The sequence below is a fragment of the Lactiplantibacillus sp. YT640 genome, assembly GCF_049745435.1.
GTDB lineage: Bacteria > Bacillota > Bacilli > Lactobacillales > Lactobacillaceae > Lactiplantibacillus > Lactiplantibacillus plantarum.
Window position 1 is genome coordinate 156,646 of the sequence record NZ_JBMNVY010000002.1, and the last position, 18,501, is coordinate 175,146.

Below are 18,501 nucleotides of genomic sequence, written 5' to 3' on the forward strand. Positions count from 1 at the left end.
TTAAAATGGAAGTGGTAGGTATGTGGCGGCATCGATTTTTGATCAAAGGTTCTGAACAGGAGTTGGCATGGCTGAATGCGCAAGCGCAGCGACGCTATTTATTGATGGCTATTCATGGAAATTGGTATCAGTTTAAAAAAGTGCCGACGATTTATCGGGTCTTTAGTGAGTATGTGCCGCAAGCAATCGCGGCTGACATGAGCAACAGTAACAGCGCGTTTCAAGTTCTCGCCCAAGTGCAAGTACAGCAACCAGATGTTCAGATTGTGTATACCGGCAGCGACCAACCAGCATTACAGCAAACGACAATGGCACCAACTGATCCTAAGATTCGTTTGCAAGTAGCTTTGCAGTTACGTGATCGGGCGATGAATACGATCAACCTCAGTCTTTATGCAGGGGTTGTGGTATGGGGATTGTTTTTGATTCTGATCTTCATCGGGGTGATACAGATTTAATAGGCGTCTGGATGCTAATGCTGTTAGTAGGACTTCTCGCGGTATTAGGACTGTATCGGACGGCGCATCGTTTGCAGAATCAAATCAGCCAGTTACGGCGTGACACTGAACAGTACGACGGGGCCTGGATGCCGACGATGCACGTTTTTGTGAGTGCATTGACTGCTGATCTTGACACCGAGAAACCGGCATTAAAGTCGTTAGGTCGGTGGACCTTAGTTGGTCATAGTAAAAAGGGCCAGTATTGGTATGATCTGCAAACGCTAGCCAATGCGACAGAAATTAAGCAGACTTTACGACCATTTGTTGCGACTGACACTAACGTTAACGTTCTGAGCTGGTTAGGGCTCGCGCCACTGGGCTGGTTTGTGTGATTGGCAATAATTGTTTGTACAATTAACATATAAAACGTTAGACTATTCTGAGACTAACGTTTTTTTGTGTTTACCGGTCTGATGATAATATAAATGATAAAAAGTGACATATAATCATAATAGTAGTATTCTAAATAAAAGACAAAGCTGGAATAGGTTGAGTGTTAGTTAATCAGCTGGAAATTAATGGATATTGCGCGAATTTTACTATAAAAGTTTTTTTATTCGTCACAAATATTTCATATAATCGGGTTAACTTAAATAGTACAAGCTCGATTGTGTTGAAGACAATTGAGCTGATTACACAGAAAGCTTAGTGAGGTGATTTTGATGCGACTTAAGGATTTAACTGGTGAGACTTTCAGCCGTTTGACCGTTATCGAACGGGCTGAAAGTGCGCCGAATGGTAATGCACGGTGGTTGTGTCAGTGTTCATGTGGACGACAAGTAGTTGTCGATAGTTATCGGTTACGGAAAGGGATTACGAAGAGCTGTGGCTGTTTACGGGCAGATGTTAGTCGAAAGAATATTTTTGAAAATCCGCAAACCCGTAAAAATATGGGACGTAGTGATAACTTACCGCTTTATCAAGGAACTTCGGTCGATCGATTGAAACCGAATAGCCGGAATCGGAGCGGGGTCATTGGTGTTTCCTTTGACCGATGCTCACAGAAGTGGGTCGCACGGTTAATGTATCGGGGCCGCTTAGTTTTGAATCAGCAGTTTGCTGATATGGATGATGCCATCATGGCACGTAAGCAAGCAGAACAACGCTACGTTATGCCAGTGTTAGAAGAATATGCGAAATCAAGCGCGGATTAAGATGCGTACATAATTAGCATGCCAGGAGACTGGTGTGCTTTTTTTGCGATTATTACCCGGGAAATAAACGAGTTAGATTAATACCCGTGAGGACCGATTATTTGTGTTTATTGATCAAACTAGTTAGACTTAACGAGCAATTTAAATTAGAACGGAGGAACTTTGAGCATGGAAATGGGATTAGCAGGGAAACGGGTCTTGGTCACTGGTTCGACTAAGGGAATCGGACGGGCAATTGCGGTAGCATTTGCCAAGGAAGGCGCGGATGTGGTCATTAATGGTCGCCGCACAGATACGGTGGCAGCGGTTGTGGATGAACTCGCAGCGGCATACCCAACAACTCATCCAGTGGCGGCACCGTATGATATTAGTGATCCGCAGCAAGCTGACAAAATGTTTCAACAAATTCCAACGGTTGACGTATTGGTCAACAATATGGGAATCTTTGGGCCAATGGCTTACGATGAGATTGACGATGCAACTTGGGAACGCTTCTTTAAAGTGAACGTGTTGTCTGGCAATCGGTTGGCAAAACATTATTTACCTGCAATGTTAGCCCAAGATTTTGGACGCATTATCTTTATTGCGAGTGAAGAAGCAGTTATGCCTTCGGGGGAAATGCCCCAATATTCGATGACTAAATCGATGAACCTTTCTTTAGCGAAGAGTCTGTCGAAGTTAACAGTTGGTAGCCACGTAACGGTTAACACGGTTATGCCCGGCTCGACATTAACAGAAGGTGTTCAGAAAATGTTAGATGATATGTATGCTGATTCAGATTTGCCAAAGGATCAGTGGGAGCATGACTTTATGATTAATCATCGACCACTATCACAAATTCAGCGTTTGATTCGGCCGGAAGAAATTGGTCGGTTAGCAGTGTTTATCGCTAGTCCGTTTGCTAGCAGTTTTTCTGGTGAAGCATTGCGGGCGGATGGTGGGTTAGTCCCAACTATCTTCTAGTGGCTAATGAAGACGATATATCTTTCTGGTTCTGCCATAGAAATTCAGATGTCAAAAAACTGTTTTAGCGAGTAAAGTTTATCGCCAAAACAGTTTTTTTGTTGACTTGACTAGCCTCAGAAGCCAGTTTCAAGCGGATTAGATGTTTAAAATGAAATTTTTAACTGATTGACTGGCTAGTCATTGACTTACTAGTCAACGGCGCCTATGATTGCAGCATCAACAATAAGATGCTCGAATTTGAAGGATGGGAGTGAGTCATATGGATAAAGAACCGTTATTAAGGATTAGTCACTTGCAAAAGCATTTCGGGAAGTTTCAGGCTCTCAAGGATATTAATTTTGAAATCAACGCGGGGGAAGTTTTTGGATTTATCGGTCCGAATGGTGCTGGTAAATCAACTACTATTCGGGTACTACTTGGAATTTTAAAAGCTAGTGGTGGGCAGGCGACGATTTTTGGTCGCGATGTCTGGCAGGATAGTGTGGCGATTCATAAGCGAATTGCTTATGTGCCAGGCGATGTTTATTTATGGCCTAATCTAAGTGGTGGGGAAATTATTGACTTGTTTCTTAAACTAAACGGTGGTCAGCATACGGCTAAGACGGACGCGCTAATTAAACAATTCGAACTGGATCCGCGTAAAAAAGCGCGCACTTATTCTAAAGGTAATCGGCAAAAGGTGGCCTTGATTGCGGCACTCTCAACGGATGCTGATCTATATATTTTTGACGAACCAACGTCCGGACTGGATCCGCTAAATGAGCAGACGTTTCAAAATGAAGTATTGGCTTTAAAACGGCGAGAGAAGAGCGTCCTGTTATCTAGCCATATTCTGTCAGAAGTGGAAAAAATGTGTGATCGCATCGGTATTATCCGTGAGGGACAGATTGTTGAAACGGGGTCGTTAGCTGAGATGCGGCACTTAACCCGAACCACGGTCGATGTGCAAACACGACTGCCTTTGGCTGACTTGACCACCCTAGCTGGTGTTCACGGGGTCACAGCGCGCCACGGAGATAACCACGTCAGTCTAGCCGTCGATGCTGACCAGTTGACGCCGGTAGTGCAGTACTTGGCGAGTCGGAAACTGATCAGCTTAACAACGACCCCACCAACGTTAGAAGATTTATTCATGCGCTATTACACGACCGAACAACAACCGGTGAAGGGGAAGTGATGCTGATGGCAACACAACTATTTGCTCGTACCGGATTACTGATACGGTTCAACTTACGACGAGATTGGAAAAAGTTGCTCATTTGGGTCGTCGTGTTGACGGGGCTATTCACGGCCATCGCCGCGAAGTTTGATGGTATTTATGGCACTCAGATGGCACTGAATGAAATTGTCAAAACGCTTAAAACGCCCGCGATGATTTCCTTATTTGGTGCGTTTTCGGCCAAATCGCCATATACGACGGCCAAGGTGTTTGCAACTGAAATGATGGTTTTTATGGCCATCGTCATGATTGTGATGAATATCATGGTGGCCGTGGTTACGACGCGCGGGGATGAAGATGATGGCCTGCTAGAGCTAGTGCGTGCCCACGCGGTCGGTCGGTTAGCACCACTATTCGCCGGGGCAGCTGAGTTAACGGCGCTAAATGGTTTGATTGGTTTTCTTTTTGCCCTCGGGCTGACCGTCGCCAAGCTTCCGGGAGCGACGACGCCAGGTAATTGGTTAATTGGTCTGGGCTTAGGGGGCTTAGGCTGGGCTTTTGGAATGTTGACGCTGTTACTTGCACAGGTAATGACTAGTGCGAGTGGTACGACGATGCTGAGCTATTTGCTACTGGGCGTCATGTACGTTGCACGAATGGGCACGGATGTTAACCGTCCAGACCTGACTTGGTGGATCCCCTTTGGTTGGATTGAAAAATTAGATGCGTATCAAACCAATGATTGGTTACCAATCGGTCTGTATGTATTACTGGGTCTTGGTTGTTTAAGTTTGGCTGCAGCTCTTAATGCTTATCGGGACTTGGGCGCGGGCTTAGTCGAATCACGGCGCGGTCGGCGACAGGCTAGCGGTTTGTTGCGGGGTCCCGTGACCCTATTATGGCGGCAGGCACATGGTCTGATTATTGCATGGCTACTAGGGAACTTTATCTTAGGTGCCGCGTATGCGTCCGTCTTTAATACGATTGGCGATCTGGCAAAGAGCAATCCAATGATCAAACAACTGCTAGGTGCGTTAGCTTTAGCAGCAGCGAATCGCTTGATCGTCAAAAATTTCATTGCTGTGTTGGCTATCGTCATGGTGATCGTTGCACTGGTTCCAGCAGTACAGTTAATGCTCAAACTGGTCAATGATGAACAAAAAGGCTATCTACATCAAGTTTATGCGACGGCCACATCACGGTGGCACGTGTGGGCAAGCTATACCGGCTGGGCAATCGTAACGGGACTGCTCGTTTTACTTGCCGGTCTAAGTGGTATGTATTTGATGGGCCTGACGAGTATGGTCAAGCCCATCAGTTGGGTGACCTATTGGCACGTGTTTGCGGCCTATGCACCGGCGATGTTAGTGATGGTAGCGGTGACGAGTGCCTTAGCGGGCTGGCGACCTAAATGGCGGTATGCTGCGTGGATCTGGGTATTTTACGCCTTCTTCTCATTGTATCTTGGTAATTTGATTGATTTGCCAAAATGGGCACGCCGTTTAACGCCCCTTGGCTTTGTTAACAAGGTACCAATCAAGCCCTTAGATGGAACGACAAGTAGCTGGTGCCTGTTATTAACTGTGCTAATATTAGTAGTAGCAGCACTAAGTTATCGGCGGCGTGATCTAGCTCAGTAAACGAAAGGAGTGCGTGACATGGCAGTAAAACAACCTGTTCCTAAAGACCCGGCGAAGGTCGAGCGTATTATGCACGCGGCCATGCACACCTTTGCCGTCAGTGGCTATCGAGATGCTAAAACGGATGTGATTGCGTCCGCGGCAACGGTGTCTAAGGGCCTATTATTTCATTATTACGGTAGCAAACAGCGCTTGTATTTGGCCACTGTTCAGCTTGCTACTGACACGATTATTGCCACCATTAATCAACAAGTTTTTGATGTTCCAGATGACCTAGTCACGTTGATGGTGCGGAGTGCGCGTTACAAGGCGGCGTTTGGTAAAGACCACCCGGATGAAATGAAGGTCTTGATTGACGCGTATGGCGCGCTGGAGCGCTTGCCGGTAAAGATACAGGCACAAATGAAGATCCTGTATACTAAGTCGATGACTATTTCCCGGGAAATGATCAGTCAGGTGCTGGATAAAATGACGCTGCGTGCGGATGTTGATCGTGATGCAACGATTGCTTTGATTATGGGTGTTTACAATCAGATTTTTATGGAATTTCAGACCTATATGCGTGAGAATCATCAAGTTGAATCGATGGCCGATATCGAATGGGTGGTCAGTCGCGCAAAAACCTACATGGCGATTTTAGAACATGGGTTTATGGCGGCAGATTTAGATGACCAGCAGTAATAATACGTATTTCAACAGTCGACGGATGTTTAATCCGGACGACTGTTTTTCGACCGGTGGATTCGGCAGCGTTCAATAGTGATAATGTTTATTCGCTTTTTTCGTTAGCAGGCTAAAAATGTGGTAAGTTAGACTTAATAGATGACGGATGAAGTGAGGGATCGGAATGGAATTACATTTAACGGCACGACAGACGGGATTGTGGCAACGGTTGATGGCACTGGCACGTGAGCAATTGATGGGACTCGCCATGCAGATGGAGTCGACTGGGAAAGTCGATCGACCGACACTGACAACGCTTGCCCAGCAATTGGCTTTGGACGATCCACTACCAGATGACCGCCTGAGCCAACGGGTTTTGAGTACATTAGCGCTGGCGCAAAGTTCAGCTGGGCTCGCTATGAGTTTTGCCAGTAGTTGGCAAGTTGAGGATGCAATATTAACGTTTGGAACCCCGCAACAACGCCAACGGTATTGTGCACAATCAGGTGTTTTTGGACTCGCGGCATTACCGGAACAAGTCATGGCTAGTAGTACCGTCAAAGCAACGCCGGTAACAGCTGGCTGGCAACTGTCCGGTGCGGTTAAAACGGTATTGAATGTTACACAGGCAACTGAGTATTTAGTTCTCGCACAGACACCACCGAATGCTACAGGGGCCTTTGTTATTAGTGCTGATCAGCCAGGCGTCACGGTCAGCCAACCAATAACCCCTTTAGGGTTACACGGATTGACCATCGCGGATGTTCAACTCACCGATGTCCCGGTTACGGCCGCTGATCAAATCGGTCAATTGGGACAAGGACAACGAGTGATGCAACGGGCGCAAAGCTTGGGGCAATTATTTGCCGGGGCGATTACAGCGGGAATATGGCAACATGCCACAGACCAGGCACGACAGTTAGCGCTGACAGAACAGCCGCCGTTAACTGCCTTGGCGCCAGCAATGGCGATTACGGCCGCCTTACAGACTAGTGTCTACAATGCGGCCCAACAGGCCGATGATGAGCGCCCATTTACAGACGCAGCGCAATTGGCGGCAATGTTTGCCAGCCAAAATGCCTTGGCGCCGTTTAAAATTTTGATGCCATTGATCGGTGATCTAGCCTATACGCAACACTCGCCGTTAAGTGCCTTGCAAAATGACGTGGCGACACTACCGTTGATTGTTGGCACGGATACGCAATTGGCGTTGACTTTTGCCACGACGAGCCTGAATGACGAAGTGGCCGATGTCCCGACAACGGGACCCCACACAGCTCCTGAGCACCTAGTCGTGGCCGACCTACATCGGGTCGTAAAACGCTTGAATTTGACTAGGGATGTGCCAGTCAATGTCGGCAGTATTGCTACGGCGAAACGCGTCGTGGCATTAGGTCGAGGCGCGATGGAACCGGCAGTATTGCTTCAAGCCCAACAATTGGCCAAGTGGATTGGTGCAGCATTGGCTGTTACCCAGCCGCTAACGGCTATGGAACAATTTAGCATTGAGCAACAAATTGGTGCCTCAGCAGTGACGGTTGCACCAGAAGTCTTGATCAACATTGGCGTCGCTGGTGATGATGATTACTTGGCTGGCATGGCTGGTGCGCAACACGTTCTTTCTGTGAATACGGATGAACAAGCGCCAATCTTCAAGCATTCACAACAAATTTTCGTGGGCGGTGCCGCTGAATTTTTGGCCGGAATGGTGGCAGCATTAAATTAATACGAAGTCGAGTTCGGCACTGTTGGTAGGTCTGACGGGGTCGTATGACAATCAATTGTTTGCACAAAAACTAAGGGTCACAGCAATGTACTGTGGCCCTTGGTTTTTTACTTAGCTTTAAATTAAGTACCACCAGTCATTACTTAATTAACGAAATAATTAATGACCACCGTCACTTAAAGCGTGCGGTGAGCTGGTTCAGAATCGGAATCTTAAATAGGGCGATCAAGATAACTGAGTAGCAGACGTAGGTTATGACTTCTTGTATCATGCGCGTTGTTAGCAAAACGGACCATGGTGTTAAGTACATGAGATGAAGCCAGAGGCTGTTTAGAAACAAATTGAGAATAAAGACGACGATAAAGTTAGCGACGAGAACGCGTGTCAGTGAAGTTTGATGTTGAAAGGCGTATCCAAAGACTAACCCGGTCAGAAAAGCGGTTAGGATAAAACCAGGAAAAAAGGTGAACTTTGGGAAGAGCAGCATTCCGAGTAGGGAGGAAATCGCGCTACTGCCGGCTGTAACTAGTGGTGAAAATAAACGGGCCGTTAAACCAATAATAATAAACGCGAAGGATATCTTGGTTAGCAATAGTTGAATTGACAGTAAACTTCCTAAGATAAGTTGCATGGCAATTAAAGCACCGAGTAACGGGATACGCCGAACCGTGAGTGATGATGTCATAATAATTGAAGCCCCCTAAGTGTGTTGAATGTATTTTAGGGGAATTTGTTGAGAATTACTAGACCTGAAATTATTGGTTATAAGTAATATAAAAATATCACTAGGAGAAACGCTATGACATTATGTAGCGTTTCTCCTAGTGGTCAATTAATCCGGAATATGGCTTCCGTTGGACATGGGTTGCAGTTATCGCTACAATGTTGATAAAAGGCAGTATGGAGGCGTTTGAATGGCATACATTACAAAAAAGAAAATTGCACAAGCCTTTCATGACGTCGTCCTAGTGAGGGGCTTTAGCCGAACTTCCGTGACGGCAATTATGAGCACCGCCGATTTTAGACGGCAAACATTTTATGATTATTTTCAAGATAAATATGAATTATTAACCTGGTTTATTGATGACACCCTGACTGAAACGGTTGAACATAATCTGAATTATTTGCCTTGGATCGACATTATTAAACTAGTTTGTTACGAGTTAGATGCGAATCGTCAATTTTATGCAGAATGTATTAACACGCAGCATGAAATTGACGTGACGGCACTTGTCGGTAACCACTTAGCCACGTTATTGACTGAACTAACGCACGCCAATACAACAGAAACGGCGGCCCTAATCTGGTTGCTGTGCTTGGGAATCGCACAATCGTTAACGCATAATATCGTTGCGAATCATCCTGAAGATTATGAGGTGCTTTCTCAGCACGCTATTGCGGCCATCGAAATGACACTCGAAATTTTGAACTAGTTAGGCCAAGCAGCAGTTTTGACGGGTCGGTTTAGAGCAGTTAACCAGTCAGGGTCGGCTAGGCTGAGTAAGGTTAATGACAACCCATGCATCCCGTTAGCAGTTAAAAAAGTTCCCACTTTGTTGAAGTCGATTGTTAGTGCGGCTAAGGTGAGTAATTCGTGAACATCATTATTGAACACCATGAGTTCCATGGGCGTTGTCCCACCGAGGGAGTTAACGAAAACGGCGTAATGGTCGTCAGCATGCCACTTAAAGTTGAGACGTAATTTACTAATTAATTCCTGTGCGAGTCGTTCTGACGATTGAAAAGGTTCACGCCGATAACCGGGTTCCCCGTGAATACCGATACCGTAATAAATTTCACCAGGATTCAAGTTAAACGATGCCGTTGACTGTCCTGGAATGCGGGCACCGCTAGCAGCAACCCCAATCGTGTGAATGTTTGGCACTAGGGCGGCAGCGATGTGGGTCAATTCAGCGATAGAGGCCCCCTGAGCTGCAGCGGCACCAAGAATTTTATGCACTAAAATCGTGCCAGCAACTCCTCGTCGGCGCTGTTTTAAAGATTCATGATCCACGGAAATATCGTCTGCCACAATACATAGACCAGTTTGCCAATGTTCCTTTTTCAGTTGTTGTTGAGCAGCCGTAAACGCACTAACATCTGCTGGAAAATTTTTAACAATGAAAAAAACGCGACGCTGGCGTGTCACCTGTTTTGTGACTTTAACGATTTCTTGAGATGTAGGGGGTTGAAAAACCGTTCCCATGATTGCGGCAGTTAACATACCAGGCCCAACATAACCCCAGTGTGCCGGATCGTGACCGCTGCCCCCACCAGCAATTAACGGAATCTGATCATCTTGAAAGTTGCTGTCGTAACATCCGAATGTATTTGGTACCCATGTTAAATTTGGATAGGCCCATTGAATGCCCTGAGTTGCTTGACTCAGGGCATTTTGAGGTTCATTAATGATTTGCATGGGAACACCTTCTTATATTGTTAGTTTGATTTTATTATAACGCATTCGAATGACCATGCTTGTCGGAAGCTGGCGGACAAAATAACAAAACTGTCCATTATTTTTGAAAGCGGATTCATTTACAATTAACTTGTTAATTCGAGAAAGGAAGGACAACAAAAATGAAAAAAATAATTAATGATCCCAAGAATGTCGTCGACGAAATGGTTGATGGGTTAGTACGTGCCTATCCTCAATATTTAACTAAATTACCGGATACCGAAGCAATGGTTCGTAGTGATCAAGATTCAATGCGGGGAAAAGTTGGAATTGTTAGTGGTGGCGGGAGTGGTCATGAGCCCGCCCACGCCGGCTTTGTTGGTCCTGGCATGCTCAGCGCTGCCGTGGCAGGACAGGTTTTCACCTCACCGACGCCAGACCAAATTTATGCGGCAATTAAGGCTGTCGATCAAGGTAAGGGCGTTTTCTTAGTCGTGAAGAATTATTCTGGTGATGTCATGAATTTCGATATGGCGAAAGATATGGCTGAATTAGATGATATTCAAGTTAAATCGATTGTCGTTGATGATGACATTGCTGTTAAGGATAGTTTATATACTCAGGGTCGTCGCGGGGTTGCCGGCACTATCTTTATGCATAAGATACTTGGGGCGGCCGCGGATCAAGGCGCTGATTTGGATGATTTAGAAAGTTTAGCAACGCATGTTTTACCACGGATTAAAACGATTGCGGTCGCATTATCCGCAGCGACGGTGCCGGAAGTCGGCAAACCTGGCTTTGAATTGGCAGATGATGAAATCGAGTTTGGCGTCGGAATCCATAGCGAACCAGGTTATCGGCGCGAAAAAATCAAGCCATCCAAACAACTTGTTCAGGAATTGCTAGGTAAATTAGATGATGAATTACACCTACAGTCAGATCATCAGTATGCGTTCTTGGTTAATGGTATGGGAGCGACGCCATTGATGGATCAGTATGTCTTTTGCCATGACTTGTTGGATGAACTGGCAACACGGCACATTCAACCGGCCTTTATGAAGGTTGGTAATTATATGACTTCGATTGATATGGCCGGTATTTCACTGACGATATTCGATGTTGCTGAATCTCAATGGCTAGATTACTTACAGTACCCGGTCAAAACAATCGCGTGGTCATAAGGAGGAATTGAGAATGTTAACAGTTGAGAACACAACAGTATGGCTGAATAAGTTTGCTGATCAGATTGAACAACACCAAAGTTACCTAAGTGAATTAGATACGCCGATTGGCGATGGTGACCATGGGGGTAATATGGCTCGGGGCCTAGCAGCAGTTAAGGCAGCACTTGCCACGCAACCAGCAGACATAACTAAACTATTTCAAGCAACGGCGATGGCATTGATTAGCAAAGTCGGTGGTGCTTCTGGACCATTGTACGGAACAGCTTTCTTAGAAATGGCAAAGCAAAGTAAGATTGATAGCGATTTAGGTGGATTGTTGGCCGCTGCATTAGCTGGGATTGAAAAGCGGGGTGGCGCGACAACCGGCGATAAGACGCTGATTGATGTGTGGGCGCCGGTTGTTCAGGCGGTCCAAGCGGGCGAATTGACGCAGGATGTTATCGATGATGCAGTTGCTAGCACCGAACCGATGGTGGCTAAAAAAGGGCGAGCATCCTATCTAGGTGAACGTTCAGTGGGACACCTTGATCCAGGTGCTGTCTCGAGTGGTTATTTATTTACAACGTTACTGGATACGGAGGGAATCTTATGAGTTTAGGAATTGTAGTTGTTTCACACGTCCCAGAAATTGCCGCAGGTATTCAGCGTTTGTTAGGGCAAGTTGCCCAGGACGTTTCGATTACGATTGCTGGTGGTACGGATGACAATCAAGTCGGAACCAGCCTGACCAAAATTACACAAGCGTTTGATGCAAATCATGCGGATGAACTCTTGGCCTTTTATGATCTTGGTAGTGCCAAAATGAATCTGGAAATGGCCATTGAAATGAGTGATAAAACGGTCCATTTATATGATACGGCACTCATTGAGAGTGCCTACACGGCCGCATCGCTATTACAGGCGGCTGTGCCACTTGCGGATGTCGAAGCTCAATTAGCGCCATTAAAAATCAAGTAGGATGGTGACGAAACATGCACGGTTTTTTAGGTGAATTTTTAGGTACCATGGTGTTAATTGTATTTGGGGTTGGTAGTGGTGCCGCCATGAATTTAAAGGGTAATTATGCACGCCATCAGAATTGGACGTTTATTTGCTTGGCGTGGGGCCTAGCCGTTACGTTTGGGGTCTATGTTGCCGGACAATTTGGTTCGGATGGTCATCTAAATCCAGCGGTGACAGTTGGTTTTGCGTTATTCGGTTATTTGCCAATGGCTAACGTTTGGCCGTACTTATTAGGCCAGTTCTTAGGGGCCTTTATCGGCGCGGTAATCGTTATTATTCAGTACTACCCACACTTTCAAGCTGCCAAAACGGCGGCAGATGGCAATCAAGTTGGCATTTTTGCAACTGGTCCAGCCATCAGTAACCCGGTATTTAATTTTCTAAGCGAAACGATTGCGACCTTCTTCTTTATCTTCGTGTTGTTGAATCTCGGTAACTTTACCCAGGGATTAAAGCCATTGATGGTGGGGCTGCTCATTGTTGTCGTTGGTCAGACCTTGGGTGGAACCACAGGCTTTGCGATTAATCCGGCGCGTGATTGGGCGCCACGATTAGCCTACACGATTCTCCCGGTTCCTAATAAAGGGTTGGCTAATTGGGGTTATGCCTGGGTTCCAATGTTTGGTCCATTGCTTGGTGGTATTTTGGCAGCTGGTCTGGAAACAATTATTAGTTAAATACTCACAACTGTGCCGATTTTGTTGGGCACAGTTTTTTGTTATAAAGTATAATTAAATAAATAATGCAAGTTTATGCAATCGCTTGCAATAACGATGAAAACGTTTTATATTTAATGAGATGGATTCAAATAGATCGGGGGGATCATGATGGCAACGATCAAAGATGTTGCCCAGCGCGCAGGTGTTTCGCCTTCAACAGCGTCACGTGCAATGCATGGTAGCAAGATTATCAGTAAGCCAACACGTGACAAGGTCATTAAAGCGGCGCGGGAGTTAAATTACGCGCCGGATTTTAATGCGCAGAATTTAGCAACTAAGGCTAGTAATACAATCGGGGTGGTACTACCAGTAGATCATCACGAAATCTTTTCTAACCCATTTTTCTTAGAGATGATTCGGGGTATCAATGAAGTTTGTAGTAAGAATGGCGCAATGACAACGCTAGCAACGGGGATTTCAAGTGATGAACTGGTGCATAATATTGATGTCATGATTGCACAAGGCCATATCAAAACTTTTATTTTACTGTATTCTGAAAAAAATGACCCAGTTGTTGAGCGCTTGAAGCAATTTGATGTCCAATACGTTGTGATTGGTAAACCTTACCAAGACGTCAATAAAACATCGTATGTTGATAATGATAATATCCAAGCCGGAACGGATGCAGCCCAATATCTAATTGATCATGGACACCGGCGCATTGGGTTTTTGTATTCAGATTTATCACGGATGGTGCAAAGTGATCGGATGCTTGGCTATCAACGTGTAATGATGCAAAATCAGTTACCAAATATTATGTTGGAAGAACGGTTTGAGACTCATGCGGCGGGTGTTAAAACACTACATAAGTTTTTTGAACAGTATCCAGATGTTACCGGGTTTGTGGCCGTAGATGATATGTTGGCGTTGAAATTACAACAGGTTCTCCATAATGATCCGAACTGGAAAGTTAAACAATTCTCACTGATTGGTTTTAATAACTCCATTTTTTCTGATTTAGCGCACCCGATGCTGACATCGATTGCGGTCTTTCCACAGCGTTTAGGTGAAGAAGCGGCCAAGATTGCGATGGCTGACCATCCTGCTGATGAATTATCAACGGCAGTAATTGTGCCTCATCAAATTGTTAAACGCCATTCCGTCCACCAAATCAAGTCCTTACAGTAGTAAGTTAGGGGGGTATTTTGATTATGATAACGCTAAACGATGTCGCGAAAAAAGCTAATGTCTCAAAAATGACAGTTTCACGAGTCATTAATCATCCGGAACAGGTTCGTCCTGAGCTTCGAGAGATGATTTTAAATGTGATGACACAGCTAGACTATCATCCGAATGCGGCAGCGCGAGCCCTAGTAGGGCGGAGAACCCGGGTTGTAAAATTAACGATTTTTGAAGACATGGACACGACGGAACCCTATTACATGATGTTGCTCGCGGGGATTGCGAATGAATTGAATCAACATCAATACGCCTTGCAGATTGCGACGCGCAATAGCTATGAGGTTGGCGAATGTGATGGCTATATTTTGACTGGTATTCGGCAAGCCGATTACGCATGGGTCGAACGTCTTAATCAGCCAGTCGTCTTTGTTGGTAGCAATCGTCAGGGATACGACTACGTTGATACTAATAATTATCAGGCGGTCTGGGAAAGTACACGTTATGCCGCGGAACAGGGCTATACGCATCTTGTCTTTATTGGTATCGCTATTGCCGAACCGTTTGAGCTAGATCGTGAACGAGGTTTTCGAGAGTACGTCACGACACATCATATTAGCGCTCAGATTATTCGATTAGCCAATCATTCACACGTTGCAACTGCGTATGTGAAGAGCCATTGGTCTGGTTTTCCACGTAATACGGCGTTTATTTGTGCAAGTGATCGGTTGGCGATCGGCGTTGAAACGGCAATTATTAATCAAGGTGGTCGCGTTCCCATAGAATATGGCATTATCGGTTTTGATGGCGTGTTATTAAATCAGATTGCAGCCAAACGGTTGACAACGATGAAGCAACCGCTTGAAGCAATGGGACGAGCTGCTGCACGGCTATTATTGGCTAATATCAACCATACTGATCGTTCTCGCGGGCGGCATGATCAAGAAAAAATCATCATTAATTCACGGTTGTCGGTGGCTGAATCGACCCGTTAAAGAGGAGTCTGGATAGATGAGCAAGCATTGGTATGATCAACAAACGATTTATCAAATATATCCTAAGAGTTTTAACGATAGTAATCACGATGGCATTGGTGATATTCCGGGAATTACCGCGAAGATTCCCTATTTGAAGCAACTTGGGATTACCACGATATGGTTAAACCCAATTTATCAATCACCCCAGGTTGATAATGGCTACGATGTTTCGGATTACTACCAAGTTGATTCGAGCTTAGGGACCATGACGGACGTTGAGACGCTCATTAAAACGGTCCATGAGCACGGCATGTATCTTATCTTTGACTTTGTCTTGAATCATACTTCAGATCAGCATCCATGGTTCAAGCAAGCTCTCGCTGATCCACAGAGTAAGTATCGGGACTACTATTTATGGCAAGATCCCGCAGCCGATGGTGGGCGCCCAAACAACTGGGGCTCATTTTTCGGTGGCAGTGTTTGGGCGAAGGATCCGGCAGGCGGCTCACAGTATTATTTCCACTTGTTTGATAAACGGATGCCGGACCTCAATTGGAAGAATCCGGCAGTGCAACAGGCGATGCGTGATGTTGCTGAGTTTTGGGTTGAAAAGGGGATTGATGGTCTCCGGTTAGATGCGTTTATTCATCTGGCTAAAGCAGATTTTCGCCAAACTTATCCAAATCGGACTGGTGATTCGACACCCATCATTAGCGATATGTTTTATGCCCACTTACCGAAAGTGCATCAGTACTTACACGACTTTGTCGCCGCAATCAAAGCTAAGCACCCGGATACGTACGTCGTCGGTGAAGCGTCATCCGCTGACCCCCATTTGATGGTCGACTATACGACACTAGGTACGGATGAGTGTGATCAAGTGATTACGTTCAGAACTTTTGCGGACGACAATACCCAGGATGATCCGAGCTTCTCCGACACATTTCAGCCCCGACCGATGGATGTGACGGCCTATAAGCAAAATACGGTCGGTATTCAAGCGGCTTTAGCAGACACCAGTCTACCAACACTTTACTGGAATAATCATGATATGGCTCGGGTCGCCACGCGTTACGGTGATCCTGATTATCCGCAAGCAAGTGCCAAGGCGTTAGCGACGGCCCTGTATTTGCAGCGTGGCATTCCCATTATTTATTATGGGGAAGAATTAGGATTAACAAATATCCGTTATCATGATATTGCGGACTTTGAAGACCAGACGGTACCCACCTTTGTTGCGAGCGCTCAAGCCGCTGGTAAGTCTAAGGTGGAAATCATGCGGATGTTGAATCAAACTCATAAAATGGCGGGGCGCGGCCCCATGCAATGGGACAATACGGTTTATCATGGTTTCTCTGACCACTTACCATGGAAACATGGTGATACTGATGACATGAATGCGCAAGCAGAAATCGCTGACCCCGACAGTATTTATCACTATTATCAACAGTTGCTGCAGCTAAAGCAGTGCGCACCCTTTACTAATGGTCAGTTCATTATGCTCGGAAGTGCTGAACAACTCTTTACCTACCTCATTGATGATGGTCAAAAACAAGCAGCGATAGTTTGTAATTTAAGTGCGCAAGCGCAAACGTATCTGTTGCCGTTTGTTGGTGGTAAAGTGTTGCTTGTACAGGGTGGTGCAACATATAGGGGACGCCAAGTGACGTTACCAGCTTGGAGTAGCTTAGTCGTTAAATCGGCATAAGCAATGTGAGTGCATGATTATCCTAAAATTGGTATATATAAATCATGTGATGTATTTTAATTAACTTATCAATCTTTATATAAATTGGTATAAAGGTTGATGGACCAATAAATCCTAACGTTTTTAAGCGTTAGGATTTATTTTTGGTATGATTCTGTTAACGTTAACATTACGAAAACGCTTGCGAAAGCGTTTGCACAGTTGCATAATAAATTATGGTAAATGAATTAAGATACTTCGCAAGGAGGAAGCACTATGAGTACTTGGAAAAAGTTGGGGATGGGTGTCCTAGCCACTGGTTTAGCACTCACGCTCGTAGGTTGTGGTAATAGTAAATCTTCATCTAGTAGTTCAAAGATGGACAAGACGTTAAAGGTTTCAGCGGATCCTTCATATAAGTCATACATGAAATCGGTGATTCCAAAGTTTGAAAAGAAGTACAACGTTAAGGTTAAGGTTTCATACAAGGCCATGCTTGATGAAGACGATGCTTTGAAGCTGGATGGTCCTTCCGGCAAGGGTCCTGATGTTTTAATGGCACCATACGACCGGGTTGGTCAAATGGCGTCACAAGGTCAACTATCAACAGTCAAGTTGACCAGTGGTCGTTACAACGCAACGGGGAAGAAATCTGTTACTTATAAGAATAAGGTTTATGCAGCGCCTGTAACGATCGAATCTGACGTTCTGTACTACAACAAGAAGCTAATCAAGACTGCACCTAAGAACTTCAAGGAACTTGAAAAGTTAGCTTCTGACAAGAAGTATGCTTACGCTAATGATAAGACTAAGTCAGTTGCCTTCTTGACTCAATGGACAAACTTCTACAATGCCTTTGGTGTCATCAAAGGTTATGGTGGTTACGTCTTTGCTGATGGCAATACGAACGCCAAGAAGATGGGCTTGAACAATTCTGGCGCCGTTGAAGGTTTAACTTACATGACGAAGTGGTTTACGAAGTACTGGCCAAGTGGGATGCAAAATGTCACTTCTAACGAAAACTTTGTGACCTCACAATTTACGTCTAATAAGACTGCTGCTGTTATTGATGGCCCTTGGATGGCTGCAACTTACAAGAAGTCTAATATCGATTATGGTGTTGCTGTTTTACCTAAGTTGAATAACGGCAAAGATTATCAAGCGTTTGCCGGTGGTAAAGCTTGGGCAATCTCAAACTACTCTAAGCATAAGACTGCTGCACAAGCTTGGTTAGACTTCATCTCTAACAAGACTAACCAAAACAAGCTTTACAAGTCTGCTAGTGAAATTCCAGCAAACACAGCTGCTCGTAAGGAAGCTGTAAGTACTGGCGATGACATGGCTACGGCCGTTTCAAAGCAATACGACAAGGATGTTCCTTTGATCAACTTACCACAAATGTCAGAAGTTTGGACACCAGCACAAACGATGGTTACCAATGCTGCTAGCGGCAAGATGACACCAAAGCAAGCTGCTAATAAAGCGCAAAAGACGATCTTAACTAATATCTCACAAAAGTATGATAAGTAATTAAAATTGTAATTTAAGGGGGCTGAAACAAAATTCGTTTTGTCTCAGCCTTTTTAAAAGGAAAAATGCACGATATT

17 protein-coding genes and 1 pseudogene are annotated in these 18,501 nt (G+C 45.1%); 16 read left to right on the forward strand and 2 right to left on the reverse strand.

Going from position 1 to position 18,501, the window contains the following annotated elements; translation table 11 throughout:
• Positions 1–20: 20 nt before the first annotated feature.
• The 7 genes and pseudogenes from ACOV1R_RS02350 (at position 21) to ACOV1R_RS02380 (ending at position 7,808) form a co-directional block, all read left to right on the forward strand.
• Positions 21–832 (forward strand): annotated as a pseudogene (locus tag ACOV1R_RS02350) (hypothetical protein).
• Positions 833–1,162: 330 nt separating this feature from the next.
• Complete coding sequence (locus ACOV1R_RS02355; RefSeq protein ID WP_003641754.1) at positions 1,163–1,654, forward strand: hypothetical protein; 492 nt, start codon at positions 1,163–1,165, stop codon at positions 1,652–1,654.
• 168 nt (positions 1,655–1,822) lie between these two features.
• Positions 1,823–2,617, forward strand: coding sequence for an SDR family NAD(P)-dependent oxidoreductase (locus ACOV1R_RS02360; RefSeq protein WP_003646338.1), 795 nt, complete (start codon positions 1,823–1,825; stop codon positions 2,615–2,617).
• Between the two features lie 262 nt (positions 2,618–2,879).
• Positions 2,880–3,797 (forward strand): ABC transporter ATP-binding protein, encoded by a 918-nt coding sequence (locus ACOV1R_RS02365; RefSeq protein ID WP_003646339.1) that lies wholly within the window; start codon positions 2,880–2,882, stop codon positions 3,795–3,797.
• A gap of 5 nt (positions 3,798–3,802) precedes the next feature.
• Positions 3,803–5,419: an ABC transporter permease gene (locus ACOV1R_RS02370; protein ID WP_031263220.1), complete on the forward strand. Its 1,617-nt coding sequence runs from the start codon at positions 3,803–3,805 to the stop codon at positions 5,417–5,419.
• A gap of 18 nt (positions 5,420–5,437) precedes the next feature.
• On the forward strand, positions 5,438–6,100 hold the full coding sequence (locus tag ACOV1R_RS02375) for a TetR/AcrR family transcriptional regulator (protein WP_003646341.1): 663 nt from the start codon (positions 5,438–5,440) through the stop codon (positions 6,098–6,100).
• A 166-nt stretch (positions 6,101–6,266) separates the two neighbouring features.
• Complete coding sequence (locus ACOV1R_RS02380; RefSeq protein WP_003641759.1) at positions 6,267–7,808, forward strand: FAD-binding protein; 1,542 nt, start codon at positions 6,267–6,269, stop codon at positions 7,806–7,808.
• 172 nt (positions 7,809–7,980) lie between these two features.
• Here the strand turns inward: ACOV1R_RS02380 and ACOV1R_RS02385 are convergent, their stop codons facing one another.
• Complete coding sequence (locus ACOV1R_RS02385) at positions 7,981–8,493, reverse strand: folate family ECF transporter S component (protein ID WP_003641760.1); 513 nt, start codon at positions 8,491–8,493, stop codon at positions 7,981–7,983.
• Between the two features lie 229 nt (positions 8,494–8,722).
• Between ACOV1R_RS02385 and dhaS the strand changes: the two genes are divergently transcribed.
• Entirely contained in the window at positions 8,723–9,241 is a 519-nt protein-coding gene (dhaS, locus tag ACOV1R_RS02390) for a dihydroxyacetone kinase transcriptional activator DhaS (RefSeq protein WP_003641761.1), read from the forward strand.
• On the opposite strand, the gene dhaQ is transcribed toward dhaS, so the two are convergent.
• On the reverse strand, positions 9,238–10,227 hold the full coding sequence (dhaQ, locus tag ACOV1R_RS02395; protein ID WP_015379657.1) for a DhaKLM operon coactivator DhaQ: 990 nt from the start codon (positions 10,225–10,227) through the stop codon (positions 9,238–9,240). The genes dhaS and dhaQ overlap by 4 nt on opposite strands.
• Positions 10,228–10,388: 161 nt before the next feature.
• On the opposite strand from dhaQ, the gene dhaK reads away from it, so the two are divergent.
• The 8 genes from dhaK to ACOV1R_RS02435 all read left to right on the forward strand — a co-directional run bounded on the left by dhaK (position 10,389) and on the right by ACOV1R_RS02435 (position 18,424).
• Positions 10,389–11,387 carry a dihydroxyacetone kinase subunit DhaK gene (gene dhaK, locus ACOV1R_RS02400; RefSeq protein WP_015379658.1) on the forward strand — a complete coding sequence of 333 codons (999 nt, stop codon included), beginning with the start codon at positions 10,389–10,391 and terminating at the stop codon, positions 11,385–11,387.
• A gap of 13 nt (positions 11,388–11,400) precedes the next feature.
• Positions 11,401–11,982: a dihydroxyacetone kinase subunit DhaL gene (gene dhaL, locus ACOV1R_RS02405; protein WP_003641764.1), complete on the forward strand. Its 582-nt coding sequence runs from the start codon at positions 11,401–11,403 to the stop codon at positions 11,980–11,982.
• Complete coding sequence (gene dhaM / locus ACOV1R_RS02410) at positions 11,979–12,347, forward strand: dihydroxyacetone kinase phosphoryl donor subunit DhaM (protein WP_003641765.1); 369 nt, start codon at positions 11,979–11,981, stop codon at positions 12,345–12,347. Before dhaL ends, dhaM begins: the two co-directional genes overlap by 4 nt.
• Before the next feature lie 14 nt (positions 12,348–12,361).
• On the forward strand, positions 12,362–13,069 hold the full coding sequence (locus ACOV1R_RS02415; protein WP_003641766.1) for an MIP/aquaporin family protein: 708 nt from the start codon (positions 12,362–12,364) through the stop codon (positions 13,067–13,069).
• 150 nt (positions 13,070–13,219) lie between these two features.
• The gene (locus tag ACOV1R_RS02420; RefSeq protein WP_003643677.1) at positions 13,220–14,239 is read left to right on the forward strand and encodes a LacI family DNA-binding transcriptional regulator; all 1,020 of its coding nucleotides are present in this window, start codon (positions 13,220–13,222) and stop codon (positions 14,237–14,239) included.
• A 23-nt stretch (positions 14,240–14,262) separates the two neighbouring features.
• Complete coding sequence (locus ACOV1R_RS02425) at positions 14,263–15,225, forward strand: LacI family DNA-binding transcriptional regulator (protein ID WP_003641768.1); 963 nt, start codon at positions 14,263–14,265, stop codon at positions 15,223–15,225.
• A gap of 16 nt (positions 15,226–15,241) precedes the next feature.
• Positions 15,242–16,915, forward strand: a complete 1,674-nt coding sequence (locus tag ACOV1R_RS02430; protein ID WP_003646347.1) for an alpha-glucosidase — start codon at positions 15,242–15,244, stop codon at positions 16,913–16,915.
• A 255-nt stretch (positions 16,916–17,170) separates the two neighbouring features.
• Positions 17,171–18,424 (forward strand): extracellular solute-binding protein, encoded by a 1,254-nt coding sequence (locus ACOV1R_RS02435; RefSeq protein WP_003646348.1) that lies wholly within the window; start codon positions 17,171–17,173, stop codon positions 18,422–18,424.
• Positions 18,425–18,501 lie beyond the last annotated feature (77 nt).